At 43.9% G+C, this 20,689-nt stretch carries 14 protein-coding genes; 6 read left to right on the top strand and 8 right to left on the bottom strand.

Going from position 1 to position 20,689, the window contains the following annotated elements; translation table 11 throughout:
- Positions 1-14 precede the first annotated feature (14 nt).
- Positions 15-914 carry a phosphoadenosine phosphosulfate reductase family protein gene (locus tag AB4585_RS15045; protein ID WP_372170151.1) on the top strand — a complete coding sequence of 300 codons (900 nt, stop codon included), beginning with the start codon at positions 15-17 and terminating at the stop codon, positions 912-914.
- A 45-nt stretch (positions 915-959) separates the two neighbouring features.
- Here the strand turns inward: AB4585_RS15045 and AB4585_RS15040 are convergent, their stop codons facing one another.
- Positions 960-3,167 (bottom strand): DUF262 domain-containing protein, encoded by a 2,208-nt coding sequence (locus tag AB4585_RS15040; RefSeq protein ID WP_146492993.1) that lies wholly within the window; start codon positions 3,165-3,167, stop codon positions 960-962.
- A gap of 532 nt (positions 3,168-3,699) precedes the next feature.
- Here AB4585_RS15040 and AB4585_RS15035 point away from each other — a divergent pair.
- The 4 genes from AB4585_RS15035 to AB4585_RS15020 all read left to right on the top strand — a co-directional run bounded on the left by AB4585_RS15035 (position 3,700) and on the right by AB4585_RS15020 (position 9,123).
- Entirely contained in the window at positions 3,700-4,638 is a 939-nt protein-coding gene (locus AB4585_RS15035; RefSeq protein ID WP_372170149.1) for a hypothetical protein, read from the top strand.
- Positions 4,639-4,834: 196 nt separating this feature from the next.
- Positions 4,835-5,602 (top strand): 1-acylglycerol-3-phosphate O-acyltransferase, encoded by a 768-nt coding sequence (locus AB4585_RS15030; RefSeq protein WP_017065917.1) that lies wholly within the window; start codon positions 4,835-4,837, stop codon positions 5,600-5,602.
- Positions 5,603-5,749: 147 nt separating this feature from the next.
- Positions 5,750-7,120, top strand: a complete 1,371-nt coding sequence (locus tag AB4585_RS15025; protein ID WP_372170146.1) for an MBL fold metallo-hydrolase — start codon at positions 5,750-5,752, stop codon at positions 7,118-7,120.
- Between the two features lie 455 nt (positions 7,121-7,575).
- Positions 7,576-9,123: a sodium:alanine symporter family protein gene (locus AB4585_RS15020; protein ID WP_017069529.1), complete on the top strand. Its 1,548-nt coding sequence runs from the start codon at positions 7,576-7,578 to the stop codon at positions 9,121-9,123.
- Positions 9,124-9,268: 145 nt separating this feature from the next.
- On the opposite strand, the gene AB4585_RS15015 is transcribed toward AB4585_RS15020, so the two are convergent.
- From AB4585_RS15015 to guaB, 5 genes are all read right to left on the bottom strand, one after another.
- Entirely contained in the window at positions 9,269-9,862 is a 594-nt protein-coding gene (locus AB4585_RS15015; protein WP_017062818.1) for an acetate uptake transporter, read from the bottom strand.
- A gap of 492 nt (positions 9,863-10,354) precedes the next feature.
- Entirely contained in the window at positions 10,355-11,905 is a 1,551-nt protein-coding gene (locus AB4585_RS15010; RefSeq protein ID WP_065584648.1) for a Na+/H+ antiporter NhaC family protein, read from the bottom strand.
- A gap of 274 nt (positions 11,906-12,179) precedes the next feature.
- Positions 12,180-13,892, bottom strand: coding sequence for a glycoside hydrolase family 19 protein (locus AB4585_RS15005; protein ID WP_372147212.1), 1,713 nt, complete (start codon positions 13,890-13,892; stop codon positions 12,180-12,182).
- Between the two features lie 324 nt (positions 13,893-14,216).
- Positions 14,217-15,770: a glutamine-hydrolyzing GMP synthase gene (gene guaA, locus AB4585_RS15000; protein WP_017066418.1), complete on the bottom strand. Its 1,554-nt coding sequence runs from the start codon at positions 15,768-15,770 to the stop codon at positions 14,217-14,219.
- A gap of 365 nt (positions 15,771-16,135) precedes the next feature.
- Positions 16,136-17,599, bottom strand: coding sequence for an IMP dehydrogenase (gene guaB / locus AB4585_RS14995; RefSeq protein WP_017062496.1), 1,464 nt, complete (start codon positions 17,597-17,599; stop codon positions 16,136-16,138).
- Between the two features lie 244 nt (positions 17,600-17,843).
- Here guaB and xseA point away from each other — a divergent pair, with 244 nt between their 5' ends.
- Positions 17,844-19,190, top strand: a complete 1,347-nt coding sequence (gene xseA, locus AB4585_RS14990) for an exodeoxyribonuclease VII large subunit (RefSeq protein ID WP_372170144.1) — start codon at positions 17,844-17,846, stop codon at positions 19,188-19,190.
- Positions 19,191-19,283: 93 nt separating this feature from the next.
- Here xseA and ureG read toward each other — a convergent pair whose 3' ends face one another.
- Both ureG and AB4585_RS14980 read right to left on the bottom strand, forming a co-directional pair.
- Positions 19,284-19,922 (bottom strand): urease accessory protein UreG, encoded by a 639-nt coding sequence (gene ureG, locus AB4585_RS14985; protein WP_017062498.1) that lies wholly within the window; start codon positions 19,920-19,922, stop codon positions 19,284-19,286.
- A gap of 46 nt (positions 19,923-19,968) precedes the next feature.
- Positions 19,969-20,649 carry an urease accessory protein UreF gene (locus tag AB4585_RS14980; RefSeq protein WP_372170142.1) on the bottom strand — a complete coding sequence of 227 codons (681 nt, stop codon included), beginning with the start codon at positions 20,647-20,649 and terminating at the stop codon, positions 19,969-19,971.
- Positions 20,650-20,689: the final 40 nt, after the last annotated feature.

Genomic DNA, 20,689 nt, shown 5'->3' with positions numbered 1-20,689 from the left:
AATAGGTATTAATCATGAGTCAACAACGTAAAATTAAACATGTTCTCGGGCTTTCTGGTGGCAAAGACAGTGCTGCCCTAGCGGTTTACATGGCAAGAAATTATCCTGAGATCGACATCGATTATTTCTTTACTGATACCGGAAAAGAACTACCAGAAGTTTACGATTATCTAGAGCAACTAGAAATTGTTCTTGGCAAACCAATATCTCATATAAATGATAAAAAAGGGTTTGATTACTGGCTAGAACAGCACAACAATTTCTTACCTGCAGGACAGCAACGCTGGTGCACTATTCGTATGAAGCTTGAACCATTTGAAAAGTGGATTAAGCCTTATTTAGACGAAGGGTATGAAGTAGTGTCTTATGTAGGCATTCGTGCTGATGAACCTTGGCGAGACGGCTACCGTCCTAATGAAAGTCAAAAGTACTTGAAGATAAAAATGCCTTTTGCTGATGACGGTATTAAGAAGCAAGGCGTACTTGATATTCTTGATAGTGCAGGACTCGGTTTGCCAAAATATTATGAGTGGCGCTCTCGTTCAGGATGCACATTTTGTTTCTTCCAACGTAAAATTGAGTGGGTTCGTCTTATGGAACGACACCCAGAAGCTTTTGCTGAAGCAAAATCTTATGAGAAGCGAGCAGAAACAAGTGCGAATGGTGAAACATTCTTTTGGATGGGTCCAAACGAACCTCTAGAGTCTTTAGAAGACCCTACTCGTATTGCTCAAATTAAAGCAAACCACGAAAAAGTGCAGAAACGCTTTGAGAAGAAAAAAGCTCGCGAGCGTAAGCGTCGTTTAGGTATGCATGCTATGGTAGATGAAAGTATGCTAATTGACACATTAGATATGGATGCAATGTACGACCTTGATGAAGGTGGTGGTGCTTGTGTGACGTGTTATAAATAGACCTTCAAAAATGAGTGGCAGCAGCCACTCATTTTTATATATTGATTAAGTTCTAAGCTTTAATAGCCTTGAACCAACCGATTTAACCAAATTGTCAAACCTTTCTTCTAAAGCAGTCGAAATAGCAGATTCACTAGAAGACGTCGAGATCGTTCCAAAAGTAGAACCAATCAATAAAGACTGTAAAACGATACTGTTTGACGGTATATCAGCGAAGTATCGGGATGGATCCATAGAACTAATTGCATTATTAGCATCGCTAGATATCAACACTCGATTTAATGGAGTGTTGAGTTTATGGTTAGGATCTTTTCTAATTTCTTCAGTCTTCTCTCCTAATCCAGTAATCATTCCCAAAGGTATAATATGATGATCATTCAATCCACCAGAAGAACCTGTAGGCCATAGCGTTACATCTCCATTAGTATTCAATTGGTAACTATTTAGAGGCTCATTTCTATCAGCGAGTAAGTCATAACTAGAAGATTCACTTAAAACATACTGCAAAATTAAAGAGTGAATGCCTTCTTTAGGGTATTCATTTAATTTCTGTGTTAGAAGATCCTTAGAGCAATATTTATCATCATCGAAAATCTTAGATTCTCTACCCAATATAATAGAACCTTCATCATTTTTAACCCAATCGTAGAGCTGGTTGATATCTTCTATAACTACTGCACTTTGGTCATATAAGTAACGCCCAGAAAAGGCACTAGACCAATACCAATATTCCACTCGTTTTAAAGAAGACTGACTATTCCAAATACCATCATCAGCTAACACATAGGCTATAGGTTGAATCATCAACTTGTAATGTAATTTCTTCCCGTTATATACACCACATCTACATATTAAGAATGAAATAGCACGTTGTACTGCTTCTGTTGCTATTTCCATATACTCTCGAATAGTCTCAGTGTCCAAGCTCAATAAGGTTTTTGAACTAGTATCCTTTTTCTTAACTATGAAATCACCTGAGTTAGACTTTTCTCTAATTGCTAACGCTGTACAAATTGCAAGAATCGCTTTCGATACATAGCCCTTAGGTAGCCCGTCCTCTAACAGGTCAAAGTTAGAAAAATCCAATAAACCTGAGCGTGAACTGGTGTCATATTTCAATGTGTCACAAAGGATAAATGGATGACTAAACATATTACGAACGATTGTGCTCATTGAATAAGTTACAGTATCAGTTGGAAGCTTCTTCGCTGCTTTTGCTGAAACCAAATCAAAATCATCAAGGGGCATTCCACCGTCGTTCAGATGACAAAATATTGGGATTGCACGTCGAATATCATCAGTAACAATGCTGCTTAAAGAGTATGTTTCATAAATATCTTTAATGAGATAGTTTTTTACATCGTTTTGCCAATCATTTTTGCAATTCACAAAGATGTTATCCAACTCATCTGAATAAACTAACCCATCACTTTCGAATTCCTCTATCGAAGAGTAGCCATCGAAAACTTGAGCGCTATCATAATTCGATTTAATATGCTCAAAGTCTAATTCGAACTCATCTCGAATAGCTTGTGCATTCTTTTCCGCAATACCTTTTAATATTCGACTGACCAAGGCGGGTTTAGAGCCAACTAAATACAAAGGAATCATACCTCTGTTAACACAATCTTCTACAAACTGAGTGGCAATTTGAGGTTCTGTTTTACCTTCAAGAAGCAGTTTTAATTGATAGTAGGGAGAAAACCACTTACTAACACCTTTGTTGTTTTTTTCATTAAAAGTTTCACCATTAAAAACATCAATAATGTCATCAGGTTCAAATAGGTCTGCAGTCTCCTTGTCAAATTTAACCTTACTTGCCCCGAACAAATCAGTAACAGATTCATTAACAGTTCCTAAAACAGGAACTCGAATAAACCAACGCACCTTCATTGGATTAGCTTTTAACGAAACGAATTCAGTCAGTTCTTCTAGTGTCGAAAACTTTGAGAAGTTGTATACATCATTAAAAGCATTATATAACGTAGTGGTACGTTGCTGCCCATCTAAAAGGTACTCACAAGGATCCGAAGAACCAGTGCTAAATTGCCCCGTTTCACCAATTTTTCTTAAAGCAAAATCATCAGAATGACCTTTAAGAATGAGTGAGCTCCCCACAGGAAAGTTGAGCAAAATTGAAGCCATGAGACTTTGTTGTTTTGGAATATTCCATTTATAGTCTCTCTGAAAATCTGGAAGTAATAATTCATGGGCCTTGATAAGGCTAAATGTATCAACTAACGAACGATCCATACTACGTGTCACCTCAAACTGACAGGGGGCTTTTATACGAAATTTTATGAACTTTCTACCATATACATTTGTTTTTTTCCATGAGTAGAATCCTATATTGAAAAAGCTATACAAAAATAGCGGGAATCAATGCTAATTTCGCTATATAAACTAAGTGGACTTAAATGACTCTATTTCTCCAAATCGATATTCCCTTCAATTCAGTCCACATCTACTGATTTTGATCAGCATTTTTATCGTAAAAAGGAATCGATGAGGACATATGCGCTATTGGAGTAAGGAGTCTATCTCAATAGTAATGGGGAGCTTAGGCGATTGCTAGCAGCTCATGTAAGTTCAGCCACACCAATCAGCATTTATCGTTAGTGACTGTTTTATATCAATATCCACCTAATGAGTTCATCAGGCGAGTCACACCTCGAATTGATCTCGTCAGAAAAACAAAAACAAACAAGGTGCAAGCTGACGTGCGAACAGAGATAATTGTTTGAAGATGATTAACTCGCCTCAAGCACCTAGCCGATAAAGACTAATGAACACATACTCGCACATAGATACCCCATTCAACCTGCGCCACAGCTGTTGGTTTTGTGGTGAACCTTCCAATGATGTTGTTGAATTCCCTAAGACAGCGCAGGCAGTTGCCAAGATAGGCCATTCACCGATCGCACTGCCGGCTTGTAATGAGTGTGCGAGAATTAACTATTCAAAGAATCTGACCTCAATTTGGTCTGTGCGCGATCAGATAAAACACACTCTGATAGACAAGTACGCTAAGCACCTTGGCATCGGTGAGAACTGGACGGAGCAAGAGCTTATTGATTCTGATTTCTCGGGTTCGACGCTCGGTGGGTTTGGGCGCAGCGCTTGGAAGATGTATCAAATCGCCAAGCAACGCGTCGATTATAAAGGCTGGCCTTTGTCGGTTGATGACATCCCACTTGAGGTATACGACGAAACCAGTGGCTTTGAGTTTGACGGTACTCGTTATGCCTCAATCAATTCATGTATCGACTATTTCACCAAGGCAGCAGGCGTAGACAAAGAGCTGTTGTCGCAGCTTGTCGACATCGTTTCATCAGAAAGGTTTAGCTACGCACTGCGAATCGCCAAGCTGAACAAGAATGTCTCTAATACCAAGCGCTCGGAGATCGTCGAAGAGGTGCTGCAACAGGAGTCTGAACAAGAAGAGATACTGCTTGAGCAAGCTAATTCAATGTTTAACCCAAACGTCGAAGAGGTGAATATTTCAGGCTCAATAGCGCCTGTGTTTGCTATTCAGTGGGCCCTGGCTAACAAGGTTAAAGATTTAGCCCACCTTTGTGCTCTCGAAGATGAGTATTTTGACTATTTCGAGCACCTCGGCGGCCCTGCAGCTTTCATGTCTTATAACGGCCTACAACTCTACTTAGAATCGCGTCAAGATCCGGAATGGGTAGAAGAGTTGGATCCAAATAAACAGTATTGGTGATCATGAGCCATTACTGGTGAACACGTGTAAGCTCGATAACTGTGTCAAACATCCATTGTTAGTCCTTGTTTTATATAAAGATCTAAAAATAGCCCCCTATCACAGTTAATTGTTGCAATTCGGTTAAATAGAGTGAAAACTTCAAGCATCTAAAACTATTTAATCACTGCCACCTGCGGTGAGTAAGGAGTGAATTGTGCTTGCTGTTCTTCGTATTATTTTGGCTACGGTGTTTATTATTTTCACCACTCTATGTGCTTTTGTTTACTGCTTGTTTAGCCCCAAGAACCCCAAGCATGTGTACGTTTTCTGTCGTTGGTTCAACCAACTCCAAAAGATCATCGGTGTAAAACTGGTACAGCGCGGCCTAGACAATGCCCCAACGCCAGAGAACAGCGTCTACATATCTAACCACCAAAGCATATTGGACTTTGTGACCGATCCAGGAATGCTAAGACCACGCACTGTTTCATTGGGCAAACGCGATTTGTTGTACGTGCCTTTCTTTGGCCTGCTGTATTGGATCACCGGTAACATCATGATTAACCGCGAAGATAAGTCCAAAGCACGCGATACCATCAAGCAAGTGGCGGAAGCGATTCATCAGAGAGATCTGTCTGTTTGGGTTTACCCGGAAGGAACCCGTAGTAAAGGGCGTGGACTATTGCCATTCAAAACGGGCGCTTTCCGAATGGCAATCGAAGCTGGTGTGCCTATCACCCCGATGTGTACCAGCACCACGCACAATAAGATCGACTTGAATCGAGCCAATAATGGCATTGTGATCACCGAGATGCTGGAACCTATCGATGTATCCGGATACAAGCTTAGCGACGCAAGAGAGCTGGCCAATCGCTGTCACGCACTCATGGCAGAGAAAATAGCAGAGCTTGATGCCGAAGTGGCTCGTTTAGAGGCGCAGCAAAAACCAGAGTTGGATTCAGACCGTTCTTCTACGAACTAACTCGCAACGAAACCACTGAGTCATCGCTCAGTTACTTAAAAAGACACTCAACGATCGCAACTCTCATTGTTCTTGTTTTACTTGCTGGCGCTTATCCGCAAAATAAAAACAGGCGTTATCTGCCTTATAGAGCAATGGGAGCAAACGATGGAAGTGATTCACCATGGTGGCAAACATACTGTCACAGGATCTTGTCACGAGCTAAGAGATTCAGGCCAAGCGGTGCTCATCGATTGTGGCCTTTTTCAAGGTTTAGATCTTCAAGGTAAAAAGCTTCAATGTGCGGACACTCGCCCTCTTGATATTGAATTTGAAACATCCCACCTCAACGCTCTGCTGCTGACCCATACTCACATTGATCATATTGGCCGATTACCTTGGTTACTCGCCAGTGGGTTTAACCAACCGATTTATTGCACGCAAGCCACCGCTGAACTTGCCCCTTTAATGATTGAGGATGGCTTAAAGCTGCAAGGACTCAGCAATAAACAGTCGAAGCTGATACTCAAAAAGATTCATTCGTTAATTGCTCCCAAGCCTTACGGGGAATGGTTTCCAATCACGTCTAAACAGCAAAACAACGGAAAGGATCATGATAGGCCAAATACTCTGTATGCTCGCTTTCAACCTGCGGGGCACATCTTAGGTTCTGCCTATATCGAGATTAAGTTACCCAACCAAGAGGTGGTAGTCTTCTCTGGCGATTTGGGCCCAAGTAACACACCACTACTGCCCGATCCTAAGCCACCACGACAAGCCGACTATCTGTTTATCGAATCCACTTATGGCACCAGTACTCATGATGATATCGCTACGCGAGCTGAGCGCCTCAAAGCAATAATTGATCGTTCACTGCTCGACGGTGGCGTTATTCTAATTCCGGCCTTCAGTATCGGCAGAACTCAGGAACTGCTGTTTGATATCGAGCACCTGATCTTTGAGCATCAACTCAGTAGCGATATTCCTATTATTCTCGATTCTCCGATGGCTCAGAAAGTGACACGTTCATACCGACGCTTTAAAGAGTTGTGGGGACAAGAAGCAAAGCAGCGTCTTGAACTGGAACGCCACCCACTCGCTTTTGAGCAGTGCATTACCGTCGATGGACATAGAATGCACAAGAAAATCGTGAATCGCCTCAAGTCGACAGGTGAACCCGCGATTGTGGTCGCAGCTTCTGGGATGTGTCAGGGTGGTAGGATAATGAACTACTTATCTGCCTTGCTTCCCGATAAACGAACCGATGTAATTTTAGCGAGCTATCAAGCGCACGGGACGCTCGGACGAGAGCTGCAACAAGGCGAAATACAGGTTTCTATTGATAACAAAGACGTTGAGGTTAATGCTCAAATTCATGGCATGTCTGGCTATTCTGCCCATGCTGATAAAGAGGATCTTTACCAATTTATAGACGGCATCGCGACTCCACCGAAAGAGGTGCATTTGATTCACGGCGAGCCAAATACTCAGTCTGAGTTCGCTAAAGAATTACAGGCGCGAGGGTTCGTAGTTGTTTGAAACAGGCATCAAATTAACAACTTTTACTAGGTAGATATTAAGGCCTCAATTATCAAACCTTCAAAAGCCATAGTCTCATAGACCTGCTAGCTCACCTGATGCAGGTGATATATTCCAACCTACTTATCCCACCATCCATATGTCAGCCGTTTATGCTAATCGGCTTTAACCGCTGTTTTGCGCAATTTCGTTTCTTATGCGCACCTCAAGATCCCCTTTCTGTATTAATCACTATTTATTCACTTTTCAAAACACAACAAATCACAACTAGTTGCATATCAGATTAAATGGAACGATTCTAGAATTAGCACTAAGCATTAACAAACACCCTCTATAACTTGCTTTATGTCACAGTAATCCTAATGCGCAGTTAAATAATTTAACACTCGGGTTACAAGTGAAGTATTGTGTTGTTCGAAAAACAATCATAAGCAAAACTAACAGGGAAAATACTCATGCAGTCATTCGTTGATTTTTTGAATGGAATAATCTGGAGCCCAGTACTTATCTACCTATGTTTAGGTGCAGGTTTGTTCTACTCCATCATGACTCGATTTGTTCAAATCCGTCACTTCTTTGAAATGTGGCGCTTGCTACTATCGGGTAAAAGCTCATCAAAAGGCATCTCGTCTTTCCAAGCTCTAGCCGTTTCGCTATCTGGCCGTGTCGGTACAGGTAACATTGCTGGTGTTGCTGCCGCTATCGGTTTCGGTGGCCCAGGTGCCGTATTCTGGATGTGGGTTGTAGCCTTCTTTGGCGCCGCAACTGCTTACGCAGAATCTACGCTAGCGCAAATCTACAAAGAAGAAGACGAAGGCCAGTTCCGTGGTGGTCCGGCTTACTACATTGAAAAAGCAATGGGTCAGAAGTGGTACGCATGGATCTTCGCTATCGCGACTATTTTTGCATGTGGTATTTTGCTTCCAGGTGTTCAGTCAAACAGTATTGGTAATGCTGTAGAAGCTGCATTTGGATCAGGTGATATGATTGAAACAGCTGTCGGTACATTCAGTTTCGCTAAAATTTTCACCGGTACTGTTGTTGCTATCATCCTTGCTTTCATCATCTTTGGTGGTGTTAAACGTATTGCGAACTTCACACAAATCGTTGTTCCTTTCATGGCATTGGCTTACATCATCATCGCGTTCGTTATCATTCTGCTAAACATCAGCCAAGTGCCAACGGTTTTCGCAATGATTGTTGGTGATGCATTCACACCTATGGCAGGCTTCGGTGCTGCAATTGGTTGGGGTGTTAAACGTGGTGTTTACTCAAACGAAGCGGGTCAAGGTACTGGTCCTCACGCGGCAGCGGCTGCAAGTGTTGATCACCCAGCTCAGCAAGGTTTGGTACAAGCATTCTCTATCTACATCGATACTCTTCTAGTATGTTCTGCTACAGCGTTCATGATCATCATCACTGGTGCTTACAACGTTCACGGCGGCGCTGAGGGTGTGTTCCTTGTTCAGAACCTAGCAGCAAACATCGGTGCGAATGGTCCTGTATTTACACAGCTTGCTATTGAAAGTGCACTACCAGGCATTGGTAAGCCATTCATCGCATTTGCTCTGTTCTTCTTCGCATTTACAACGATTCTTGCTTACTACTACATCGCAGAAACGAATATTGCTTACCTACGTCGTACCATCAAGATCCCTGGCATGATGTTCGTACTTAAGCTTGTTCTTATCACTGCCGTTTTCTATGGCACAGTTAAAACAGCGAACCTTGCATGGGCAATGGGTGATGTTGGTGTTGGCTTGATGGCATGGTTAAACATCGTTGGTATTCTGATCATCTTCTTCATGTCTAAGCCTGCGCTTAAAGCTCTAGCTGACTACGAAGAACAGCAGAAACAAGGCGTAACTGAGTACACATTCAACCCTGTAAAACTAGGCATTAAAGGTGCAACTTACTGGGAAGAGAAGTACAAGCGTAAAACAGGCAAGTCTCCAGAAGCAGAAGCTGCAGACACTAAACCTGTAGAGCAACCTTCAGCTTAAGCTTTCCTTAGCAAATAGATCGCTTTAACAAATAGTGCTATTAATAACGCATAAAAAAGGGGTTAGCCATTTCGGCTAACCCCTTTTGTTTTATTCATAACCAATAAATGGCTTATAACAAACTAACTGTTCCCGAGTTAGAGTATTAAGCAGCGATTTCTTGTGTTGCCATTTGAGGTGCTTTCTTCTCACCGATAGGCAGTACTGTGCGGCCGTATTCGTTGTTGATTACTTGTGCCATTGCAAAGTAAATAGCTGAAGCGCCACAGAAGATACCTTCAAAACCAGCGATAGTGCCGATTAGTTGACTGCCAGTGAAATCACGAGCTGCAAGTAGGAAGAACAAGATAGTTAGTGAACCGAATACTACTTGCTTCGCCACTGGGTAGCATAGAGAGCCGATGAACATGAAGCCTGTGAAGATGCCCCATAGTAGTAGGTACCAACCCATGAATGCTGCAGGGCTTGCAGGTAGGCCCATGTAAGGCATCACGATTAAACCAACCAAAGACAACCAGAATAGGCCGTAAGAAGTAAACGCAGTTGTACCGAACGTGTCACCACGTTTGAAACACATTGTGCCCACGATAACTTGGCTCAAACCACCGTAAAAAATACCCATAGCAAGAATCATTGAATCGATTGGAAAGAAACCTGCGTTGTGGATATTAAGAAGAATAGTGGTCATACCGAAACCCATTAAGCCTAGTGGCGCTGGGTTAGCTAGTTTGGTCGACATTGCGAATTTACCTTATTAAAGTGGTTGATTAAAAAAAAACAATAAAAGTTATCAGAAAATTTTAATCTATAAACCGTACAACTAGGTAATCCAGTTATCGAAAACTAAGATTGTGTAAATGATCTTATGGAAAATTAGTTTCATAACAACGCTAATTAATTCATAGAACCTATAAATGAACAAATTCCCTGTCGCGCTATGAAAAAGATGCGAGATACGAAAAGAGTCTTTAGATTCGAGTAAGCGGGATAAGAGGAGCAGGTCTCGATTGAAGCGTCATTCCAGAATCGAGGGACGAAATATCTGGAATCTCCTCTTCGATATAAGCACGTTTGGCGCACTAAAGAGATTCCCTATCACGTTCGTTCCTCACTGTAGGGAATGACGGAAGTTTGCTTAGATGCAAGTAAGTGAAATGAAGAACAAGAGAGCGAGCTTTTCGTTACTCGTTTACTCGCATCCCGTATCTACTCACTCACCCGTTATCTTAAATTATGCTTGTTGAGCTTTAGACTCAGACACTTGAGATTGAACGTCTGAAGAAGCGTTTTTACTCGCATCGCGCTTGGCTAACAACGTCACGACAATCAACTGAGCAACAAGAGCGCCTAACACAACCAATGCACTTCCCGTAAAGCCTGCGACTACAAAACTAATCAGAGCAATAGAGCCGTTCATCAATGCGTAAGGAAGCTGCGTCTTAAAGTGTTCAAACTGATCACACCCTGCCCCGGTTGAAGAAAGAATCGTGGTTTCAGAAATCGGTGAGCAATGGTCACCAAACAAGCCACCAGACAACACAGCGCCAATTGCGACGAGAAGCGGAGCATCTATCGCAATCGCGGTTGGAATAACCAATGGCATCATTATCGCGAAGGTTCCCCACGACGATCCCGTTGCGAATGAAATGATAGCCGATAATAAAAACGCGACCGCAGGTACTAACCAATATGGAAAGCCGCTCTGTGCTTGCTCAGCAATATAAGCTGCCGCACCCAACTCTTTACCAACGGTGCTTAATGCCCAAGCCAATACCAAGATGATCGCGACTGGCATCATGTTTCCCATGCCTTTTAAGTACACAGAAACACCATCAGACAACTTTCTTACACCGTAGTAAGCCATTAACGAAATTAATGTAATCGCCGCAAAGAAATAAGCCGATGATAACGCCGCTCTAAATGATGAACCTGCGACCTTTTGGAACGGGAAGCCTTGTGGAACCAACATGGCACACAACACCACCAGCATCACTAACAATGGTGCCCAGACAAAAGATGCCTTTGCATTTTTATGCGAGAACGGATTTAGTGATTCGTTATTCACGCCAGAGTTAATTCCCGCCTGGCAATCACGCTCGGCTTTTGCCATTGGCCCAAAGTCTAAACCTTTAACGGACACAAGCGGAACGATGAAAATCGCAAGAAATGCGTAGAACTGAAAAGGAATCGCACCGATGAAGGCATCCCAATCGGACATGTTGACATTCAACGCCGTGAACTCTTTCTGAATAAGGCTCATGATGTAAACACCCCATCCAATGAAAGGGATAAGAATAGCAACGGGCGACGAGGTTGAATCAATGATGAATGCTAGCTTCTGTCTAGAAAGTTTCAGTTTATCGAAAAGGGGACGAAAAACAGGGCCAACAATTAAAGGGGTGCCTAAGTCTGAGAAAAATATAACGATTCCACCCAACCATGCTGACAATTGAGCTTGGCATTTATTGCTTACCCACTGAGTCACTCGCTTTGCAAACGCGACGCCACCACCGGACTTTTCCATCAATGCGACAAAGCCACCGATGAATACCAACAGCATGATCACACCAGCGTTATAGCTGTCGGTAAGTTGAGGGACTAGGTAACCTTTCACCATGGTACCAAACGTATCAAGCGGGTTAAGTTCGCTAAACATGCCAGTCAGCATTGCAACACCACTCAGCACACCAGCAAAAAGGCCTATCACCACATTCCTTGTCGCCAATGACAACACCAAAGTAATCACAATGGGGATGAGTGACGTGATATCTGTCTGTTCCATAGGTACACCTTAACCCTAAAATAAGAGAATAAATATAAATTAAATTTGAATATAAATTCACAAGCATCATTTGTACAGAACTTTATCCTCTAACTGGATAATTAGTCTTTAAATGCGCTTCAACATAGCCAAATAGACCAATCACCCTGCTTAAATAGCCAAGTTCGAAACGGAAAAAAGCCGAAAGTAGAAACTTTCGGCTTTTGATTATTTATATCGCTATGGTCGTACTACTGAGCTCGTAACTTAGGCCACCTCTTCAGTATTCAGACTATCAATTACAGCTGATTTCATCCCAGAACCAATTCGATTGAACTGGGCTTTCCCAAACACCTGGGCCGTTTTTAGCCACGAAGCACTTACCGTTATGCGTCACTTTATCGCCATTACTCACTTGGCTAACACCGGCTTGCCACGTAATAAATTCAGATGGATCGACAACCACTGGCGGTTCTGTCACAGGTGGTTCAACGGGTGCAGGGTCTACTGGTTCTGGATCGACAGGGGCAGGATCAACAGGCGTTGGATCTGTCACAACTGGTGGTGTTGGCTCGCCCGCTACTAGTTTCCAAGGGCCACCATTGGCAGGGTCATCCCCTTGTGTCCACCATTTCGCTTCATAGGTTGCGCCGTTATGCGTCACTTGGTCACCCGCGTTGTAAACCTTGGTCGCACTCCAACCATTACCACCCGGATCAGTACCAGGATCTACCGGATCCAGCTTATCGACAACTTTCACTTCAGGCCAACTCGCATGAGAACCATAGAAGTTGGTCACACACTTCTCGTAATCACCAGCCACCAGTGCGGAATAAGCCGTTTGGAAACCAACAAGCTCACACTCAAACGAGTAACCTTCTGGGCGGTCTGCGTAGTATTTCCAGTTACCATCCCAGTTGGTGTACAACACATCCGTTGCTCCGTTGAGGTTTAAGCTTCCGTAAGGCGTTTGCTGCCAACAAGTATTGGCTTCATCCGCTTCTACCGGAATTTCATAGTGCGCTGCTAACCCTTCCCAATAACGAATACGGTTAACGGGTTGGCCTTTGTCTTTGTTCTGCTCGCCACATTCAATACCACCATTGATCACGTTGATTGTGGTACCAAAGCCATAACCAATACCCGCATCCAATTCGCGTTGAGATGGCGTCCAAGTGCGGTCGATGACATGCAGCATAGCTGGTTTAGGTGCTTGAGGGGTAAGGAAAAACCAAATAGCAGAAGCTAAGTTCAACCAAGAGTCTGCCACTAAGCCCGGATTGTTGAGAAGCACCGTCGCGTCACCATCAAACATCACTTCAGAGAACGCGCCATAATTAAAATGGTAAGAAAGCTGTTTAGCACCACGTCCGAAGTAGCCCTGTCCCGCAGCACATGGCCAACGGGCATTCTGCCAATCGTTCTGACCACAACCGGTGGTGTAACCTTCTTGGCCTTCAGACCAACCCATTTCGCGAACATGCACCAGCGCTTGCTGCCACTCTTCTAGAGCTAATGGATTATCAGAGGTGTTGTCTATCGCGATATGCCCACCCGTCTCTTGTGAAAAGTGAGCAAAGGCCGTGATGATGGATTTTTTACAGATAGCATCAGAATCACGGCCATCGGTGTACTCTCCACAGAAGGCTGGGAATTTGCCAATTGCACGTAAGAAGCGAGTGTAGGTGTATTCTGGCGCTGCCATCTGAGTGAGGAAGTTCCATTCCGATTGAGGGAACACGCGCTCTACACGCTTTACGTTTTCAGGGTTGGAGGGGGAACCGGGTTCAATCGCTTCAACGATTGTATTCGGGCGAGTTTGAAGGGCCTGTGACCAGATCGCATACATAGGATCGGATGTTTTCGCTTGTTCAGCAGCTTGTAGAGCCGACTTTTCAACAAGGTAACCATTCGGGTTTTGCGGATCAGGTTGAATGTTCAAAGACGCATGACTTTGCGCTGCTAATGTGCAGCCCAGTACTGTCGCCAAATATTTGATTTTTAACATGATGGATTCTCTTATCTGTCCTTAATAAGTCCATCAAAGAGTATGCTTCACATGTGGAATGGCCTAGCTGTAGCTGTGTGAATTTATAAAAAGTGCGAGTGATCTTTTTGATACATGGCTCAGCACAACAAAGCGTCTCATGGTTTCTTGAGCTGATATCTAGTTTCCAACTCATTTGGTTTCTAGTTATTGTTCATTTGATTTCGAGGTATTGCTCATAAGCCTTTAATGTAATGAATCAATATAATCAATCGAAAAGAAAAAAGCCCCGAACTGAGTTCGAGGCTTAAGATCTTAATCAAAGCTGGTTAAATCTCTAAGAGATTATTCCCACTCGATAGTTGCTGGTGGCTTACCAGAAATATCGTAAACAACACGTGAAATGCCGTTAACTTCGTTGATAATACGGTTAGAAACCTTACCTAGGAAGTCGTATGGTAGGTGTGCCCAGTGAGCAGTCATGAAGTCGATAGTTTCTACGGCACGTAGAGATACAACCCAATCGTACTTACGGCCATCGCCCATTACGCCAACTGAACGTACTGGTAGGAATACCGTGAATGCTTGAGATACTTTGTGGTAAAGGTCAGCAGCGTGAAGCTCTTCAATGAAAATAGCATCTGCGCGACGCAGTAGATCACAGTACTCTTTCTTCACTTCGCCAAGTACACGAACACCTAGACCTGGACCCGGGAATGGGTGGCGGTAAAGCATGTTGTATGGAAGACCAAGCTCTAGACCGATCTTACGTACTTCATCTTTAAACAGCTCACGTAGAGGCTCAACAAGGCCCATTTCCATATCATCAGGAAGACCACCAACGTTGTGGTGAGATTTGATTACGTGTGCTTTACCTGTCTTAGATGCAGCAGACTCGATTACGTCTGGGTAGATAGTACCCTGAGCAAGCCATTTAGCATTCTTCAGTTTCTTAGACTCTTCATCGAAGATATCTACGAATACGTGACCAATGATCTTACGCTTAGCTTCTGGTTCAGCTTCGCCTTCAAGAGCATCAAGGAAACGTTGCTCAGCATCTACTTTGATGATGTTTAGGCCAAACTTGTTGCCGAACATCTCCATAACCTGCTCACCTTCGTTTAAACGAAGAAGGCCGTTATCAACAAATACACATGTTAGTTTGTCGCCGATAGCGCGGTGAGCAAGCATCGCAACTACAGATGAATCAACACCACCAGAAAGACCAAGGATAACTTCGTCGTCACCTACTTGTTCTTTAATACGTGCAACTGCATCTTCAATGATTGAAGCTGAAGTCCACAGACCTTCACAACCACATACGTTAAGAACGAAGTTCTCAAGCATTTTCAGGCCGTTTTTAGTGTGTGTTACTTCTGGGTGGAATTGAACACCGAAGTACTTCTTCTCTTCGTTTGCCATTGCAGCGTATGGGCAAGTGTCTGTTTCAGCGATCTTTGTGAAATCAGCTGGAATCTCAACTACTTTGTCGCCGTGGCTCATCCAAACATCTTGAGTAGACTCAAGGTCAGCGAAAAGTGCAGATTCACCAGTTACTTGTACAGCAGCGTAGCCGAACTCGCGTTCAGTAGACGTTGCTACTTTACCGCCAAGTTGCTCAGCCATAGTTTGCATGCCGTAGCAGATACCGAATACAGGAACACCTGAATCAAATACGTACTGAGGTGCACGTGGAGAGTTCTCTTCCGTTACACTTTCAGGGCCACCAGATAGGATGATACCGTCTGGATTGAATTCACGAATATCCGCTTCTTCTACGTCCCAGCTCCAAAGTTCACAGTAAACACCGATCTCACGAATACGACGAGCTACTAGCTGTGTGTATTGAGAACCGAAGTCCAGAATTAGAATACGTTGGTCATGAATATTTTTAGTCATTGTAAGCAGTCTTATTGGCTATGTGATAAAACGGAGGCGAGTTTACTCACCTCTGATTAACTCTTCAAGAAATAAAGCAAACGTTTTCGTTAGATATCTTTAACCACGTGTTTTGAGAAAATCGGACTTTTAACAAAACAGGCGGTAGATATAATACCAATCACAGTAAGTAAGTGTTCAGGAATAGCGTAGGAAAAAAGCCTGAGAACGAGGCAGGATTTTCTGATAAGTAGTTATTCTACAATCAAAAATTCTAACGAAGTTATCGAGGTTTTTAACAAGCTAGGATGACCAGTTATTTACTACGATTGGTATATTAATGTGCCGACTAAATCAGCACATTATTCAAACGTTTGGACGTATTATTAACCTAAACGGTAGTTAGGTGCTTCTTTCGTGATTTGAACATCGTGTACGTGAGATTCTTTCATGCCCGCACCAGAGATACGAACAAACTCAGCTTTAGTACGCATGTCTTCAACAGTTGCAGAACCCGTTAGGCCCATGCTTGAGCGTAGACCGCCCATCTGTTGGTGAACGATCTCTTTTAGACGACCTTTGTATGCGATACGACCTTCAATACCTTCTGGAACAAGCTTGTCTGCAGCGTTGTCAGATTGGAAGTAACGGTCAGAAGAGCCTTGAGACATAGCGCCAAGAGAACCCATACCACGGTAAGACTTGTAAGAACGACCGTTGTAAAGGATAACTTCACCCGGTGCTTCTTCAGTACCAGCGAACATTGAACCAACCATCACACAAGATGCGCCAGCAACGATAGCTTTACAGATATCGCCAGAGAAGCGGATACCGCCATCTGCGATTACTGGAATACCGTATTCGTTTGCAACTTCCGCTGCGTCTGCGATTGCTGTTACTTGAGGAACACCAACACCAGTAACGATACGAGTCGTACAGATTGAACCTGGGCCGATACCAACTTTAACTGCACTAACACCCGCTTCGATAAGAGCACGTGCGCCAGCACCAGTTGCTACGTTACCACCGATGATTTGTAGATCAGGGTATGCAGCGCGAGTTTCGCGGATACGGTTAAGTACGCCTTCAGAGTGACCGTGTGAAGAGTCGATAAGTAGAACGTCTACGCCAGCTTCAACTAGAGCAGCAACACGCTCTTCGTTACCAGCACCAGCACCAACAGCTGCACCTACACGTAGGCTGCCGCGCTCATCTTTACATGCGTTTGGTTTACGTTCTGCTTTGTGGAAATCTTTTGCAGTGATCATTCCAGTCAGTTGGAAGTCATCATTTACAACAAGAACTTTTTCAACACGCGCTTCGTGCATTTTCTCTTGAACTTCTTCACGAGTTGCACCTTCTTTAACAGAAGCAAGGCGAGCTTTAGGCGTCATTACTACATCAACTTTCTTAGAAAGGTCAGTAACAAAGCGAACGTCACGGCCAGTAATGATACCAACCAATTCGTTTGTTTCAGTAACAACAGGGAAACCGGCGAAGCCGTGTTTTTGAGTAAGGGCTACAACATCAGCGATTGTCGCGTCAGGGCTTACAGTTACTGGGTGAGAAACCACACCAGCTTCGTAAATTTTAACCTGGCGAACCATTTCAGCTTGCTGCTCGATTGACATATTCTTATGAATAAAGCCAATACCACCTTCTTGCGCAAGGGCAATTGCTAGGCGTGCTTCCGTAACAGTATCCATCGATGCAGAGATCATTGGGATGTTTAAAGAAATGTTTTTCGTTAACTGAGTGCGAAGATCAGCTGTGTTCGGAAGAACGGTTGAGTGTGCTGGGACGAGTAAAACGTCATCAAAAGTTAAAGCTTCTTTTGCGATTCGTAGCATTTGCAATATCTCACAACAAAGGTGTTAAAAGGAGTAAACCCAACTTTATCGTTTCGCATAATAAAGTGATTTGGATTTGATATTGCAGACGGATTATACGCACGGCGAAATCGCTTGGCTACACATTTTTGTATTTTTAATTTGCATTTACCCCCTTGCTATGTATTATATTGCCGCTATCTTCCATACTCACGCCCTGTGAGATTCCAAGAAAGACCTTCCTTCAAGGAAAGATAGTGCTTCTATGACTAATCCAAACATCTTTACTGTTTCTCGCCTCAACTCAGAGGTTCGTCTCCTATTAGAAAACGAAATGGGAATAGTCTGGCTCGTTGGTGAAATCTCAAACTTCTCTGCACCTGTCTCTGGTCACTGGTACCTCACGCTAAAAGACTCTCGCGCTCAAGTTAAATGCGCCATGTTTCGTGGCAATAACCGCCGTGTGACCTTTAAGCCTCAGAACGGCAATCAAGTTTTAGTCAAAGCTCGCCTATCTCTTTACGAGCCACGCGGTGACTACCAACTGATCATCGAAAGCATGCAGCCAGAGGGTGACGGTAAACTTCAGCAAGAATTTGAAAAGCTGAAGATGAACCTTGCCGCAGAAGGACTGTTTGCTCAATCAAGTAAGCAAGCTCTTCCTGAACACCCAAAACGTGTTGGCGTTATCACATCTAAAACCGGTGCAGCGCTGTTTGATATTCTTGATGTACTAAAAAGGCGCGATCCTTCGCTACCGGTTGTGGTTTACCCGACCATGGTTCAAGGCGAAGAGGCGGCGATTCAGATTGCCCAAGCGATTGGACGCGCTAACGAACGCAATGAATGTGATGTGTTAATCGTCGGCCGTGGTGGCGGCTCACTGGAAGACCTATGGTGCTTCAATAACGAGATCGTAGCTCGCACAATCGCAGCAAGCCAAATCCCGATTATCAGCGCCGTTGGCCACGAAGTTGACGTCACTATCGCCGATTTCGTCGCAGATATGCGTGCTCCAACGCCGTCAGCTGCTGCAGAATTGGTTAGCCGTGACAACAGTCATAAAGAGCAAGCTTTTGCCTCTAAACGAGCTCGCTTAGTCAGTGCGATTCGCCATGTGTTAATCAAGCAAGCGCAGTCCACTCAAGCTTTGAAACACCGCTTAGAAAGACAGCACCCAAGCTACCAATTACAAAAGCAAAGCCAACAGCTAGATGATCTAGACATGCGCCTGCGTCGCGGTATGGCTCAATACCTTAAGCAGCATCAACAACGTGTCGAACGTAAGCAGCATCAGCTTCAGCTGAACTCGCCAGTGAAACGCCTTGGCGAACAGAAACTGCATCTGCAACGTTCAGAGCAAAAGCTATTAGATGCGATGGATAAAACACTGCTAACCACTCGCCATCAGCTAGCCATGGCTGCAGAGAAGCTAGAAACCGTTAGTCCACTGGCAACCCTAAAGCGTGGCTACAGCATTACTCATTCAGAATCGAGCAAGACGGTATCATCGATTAACGATGTCGAAGTCGGTGAAGTGATCACCACTCAAGTTGAAGACGGTGTGATTGAGTCGCAAGTGACCACAAGAGTGACTAAGAGCGAGCTTTAAGTTCGACCTAACGTTTCAAACCAGAAAGCCCTATCGATAATCGACAGGGCTTTTTAGTATCTAACGCTTTCAAAAAACTAACCTATTCCAACCCTACTCAGTAGTAGAAGGCTCCTTCATGGTTAGCATCCCTTCAGTCACAATAAAGTTGATGATGAAGTCTAGCCCTTGGCTCTCTTTGAGGTTGGTGAACACGTATGGCTTGGTTGGACGCATGCGTTGTGTGTCTTGCTCCATCACCTCAAGTGACGCACCCACATATGGTGCTAAATCGATCTTATTGATAACCAGCAGATCAGAACGCGTAATACCCGGTCCGCCTTTACGTGGGATCTTCTCCCCTTCCGCTACATCAATCACGTAGATGGTAAGATCGGCTAATTCAGGGCTGAACGTCGCACTCAAGTTATCACCGCCACTTTCGACGAATACCACATCGAGGTTCTTATGCAGCTTGGCAAGCTCTTCTACCGCAGCTAAGTTCATCGACGCATCTTCACGGATCGCCGTGTGCGGACAGCCACCCGTTTCAACACCAATAATACGATCTGGTTCTAGAGCCTCTGCTCGCGTAAGTATCTTGGCATCTTCTTGAGTGTAGATGTCGTTGGTTACCACTGCGATATTGAGCTTGTCGCGAATCGCTTTACAAAGCACTTCTAATAGCGCTGTTTTACCAGACCCTACCGGGCCGCCAATACCAATTCGAAGTGGTTGCTTATAACTTTCCATTGTCTACTTCCTTATATTCTTTTTGCTACATCGTTCGCGCTAACCGCTACGAACGAAATAGTCGTGTGTATTGTGTTTCGTGCAATGAACTCGCTAATGCCATCGAAGGCGAAAAGCTGCCTATCATCCAATCTTCTATCGTGCGGGCCTTTTCGATCACCTCAGGAAAGGTGTTGGTGATATTAATCAATGCCAACTGACCATCGGTTTGACCTAAAGGCACTAACTTGACCCCTGCGGTAACGATGTTTTCAAGCCAACTCCATAAATAACCCTGCTTGAGGCTCTCTAAATCAATACCCCAATGCTGAGCCGCCATACACATGCCCAACAATTGGTTTGGATGACTATCAACAGAATCCACCAGCGAAATATCGATATCCAAGCGCTTCAACAAGGTGTTCAATGCATGCCCACGCTGCTTTTCTTCCGCTCGCAATTCACTGGTTTCACGGCTTGAGTATAAGTAGTTACACCAATGCTCAATCTCATCGATTTCACCCTTTTCTAGCGCGTGATAAAGACGCTCTAAGATAGGTAATTCCAAAGTTGCGACACTGGAGTTGACGATGGTGTTGAGCCACTGTTCCATGCTGTTGCGATCGGTCACCCACCCCGCTTCAACCGCTAACTCTAAGCCTTGCGAATAAGTGAACCCACCAATCGGCAACGATGGACTGATCAATTGAAACAGACGATAGACGGCTACATTTTCTGTTGTGGTCATAATCGTGCCCTCAGTCTTCCAGAATCAAATAAGTTCGAGA

Origin of the sequence: Vibrio sp. 10N.222.49.C9 (assembly GCF_041474985.1) — a bacterium.
Lineage (GTDB): Bacteria > Pseudomonadota > Gammaproteobacteria > Enterobacterales > Vibrionaceae > Vibrio > Vibrio crassostreae_C.
This window is presented reverse-complemented; position numbering and strand designations above follow the sequence as displayed.

Coding starts and splice junctions, on each gene's coding strand:
- AB4585_RS15045 (WP_372170151.1), top strand. CDS start 15: ATGAGTCAACAACGTAAAATTAAACATGTTCTCGGGCTTTCTGGTGGC.
- AB4585_RS15040 (WP_146492993.1), bottom strand. CDS start 3,167: ATGGATCGTTCGTTAGTTGATACATTTAGCCTTATCAAGGCCCATGAA.
- AB4585_RS15035 (WP_372170149.1), top strand. CDS start 3,700: ATGAACACATACTCGCACATAGATACCCCATTCAACCTGCGCCACAGC.
- AB4585_RS15025 (WP_372170146.1), top strand. CDS start 5,750: ATGGAAGTGATTCACCATGGTGGCAAACATACTGTCACAGGATCTTGT.
- AB4585_RS15020 (WP_017069529.1), top strand. CDS start 7,576: ATGCAGTCATTCGTTGATTTTTTGAATGGAATAATCTGGAGCCCAGTA.
- AB4585_RS15015 (WP_017062818.1), bottom strand. CDS start 9,862: ATGTCGACCAAACTAGCTAACCCAGCGCCACTAGGCTTAATGGGTTTC.
- AB4585_RS15010 (WP_065584648.1), bottom strand. CDS start 11,905: ATGGAACAGACAGATATCACGTCACTCATCCCCATTGTGATTACTTTG.
- AB4585_RS15005 (WP_372147212.1), bottom strand. CDS start 13,892: ATGTTAAAAATCAAATATTTGGCGACAGTACTGGGCTGCACATTAGCA.
- guaA (WP_017066418.1), bottom strand. CDS start 15,770: ATGACTAAAAATATTCATGACCAACGTATTCTAATTCTGGACTTCGGT.
- guaB (WP_017062496.1), bottom strand. CDS start 17,599: ATGCTACGAATCGCAAAAGAAGCTTTAACTTTTGATGACGTTTTACTC.
- xseA (WP_372170144.1), top strand. CDS start 17,844: ATGACTAATCCAAACATCTTTACTGTTTCTCGCCTCAACTCAGAGGTT.
- ureG (WP_017062498.1), bottom strand. CDS start 19,922: ATGGAAAGTTATAAGCAACCACTTCGAATTGGTATTGGCGGCCCGGTA.
- AB4585_RS14980 (WP_372170142.1), bottom strand. CDS start 20,649: ATGACCACAACAGAAAATGTAGCCGTCTATCGTCTGTTTCAATTGATC.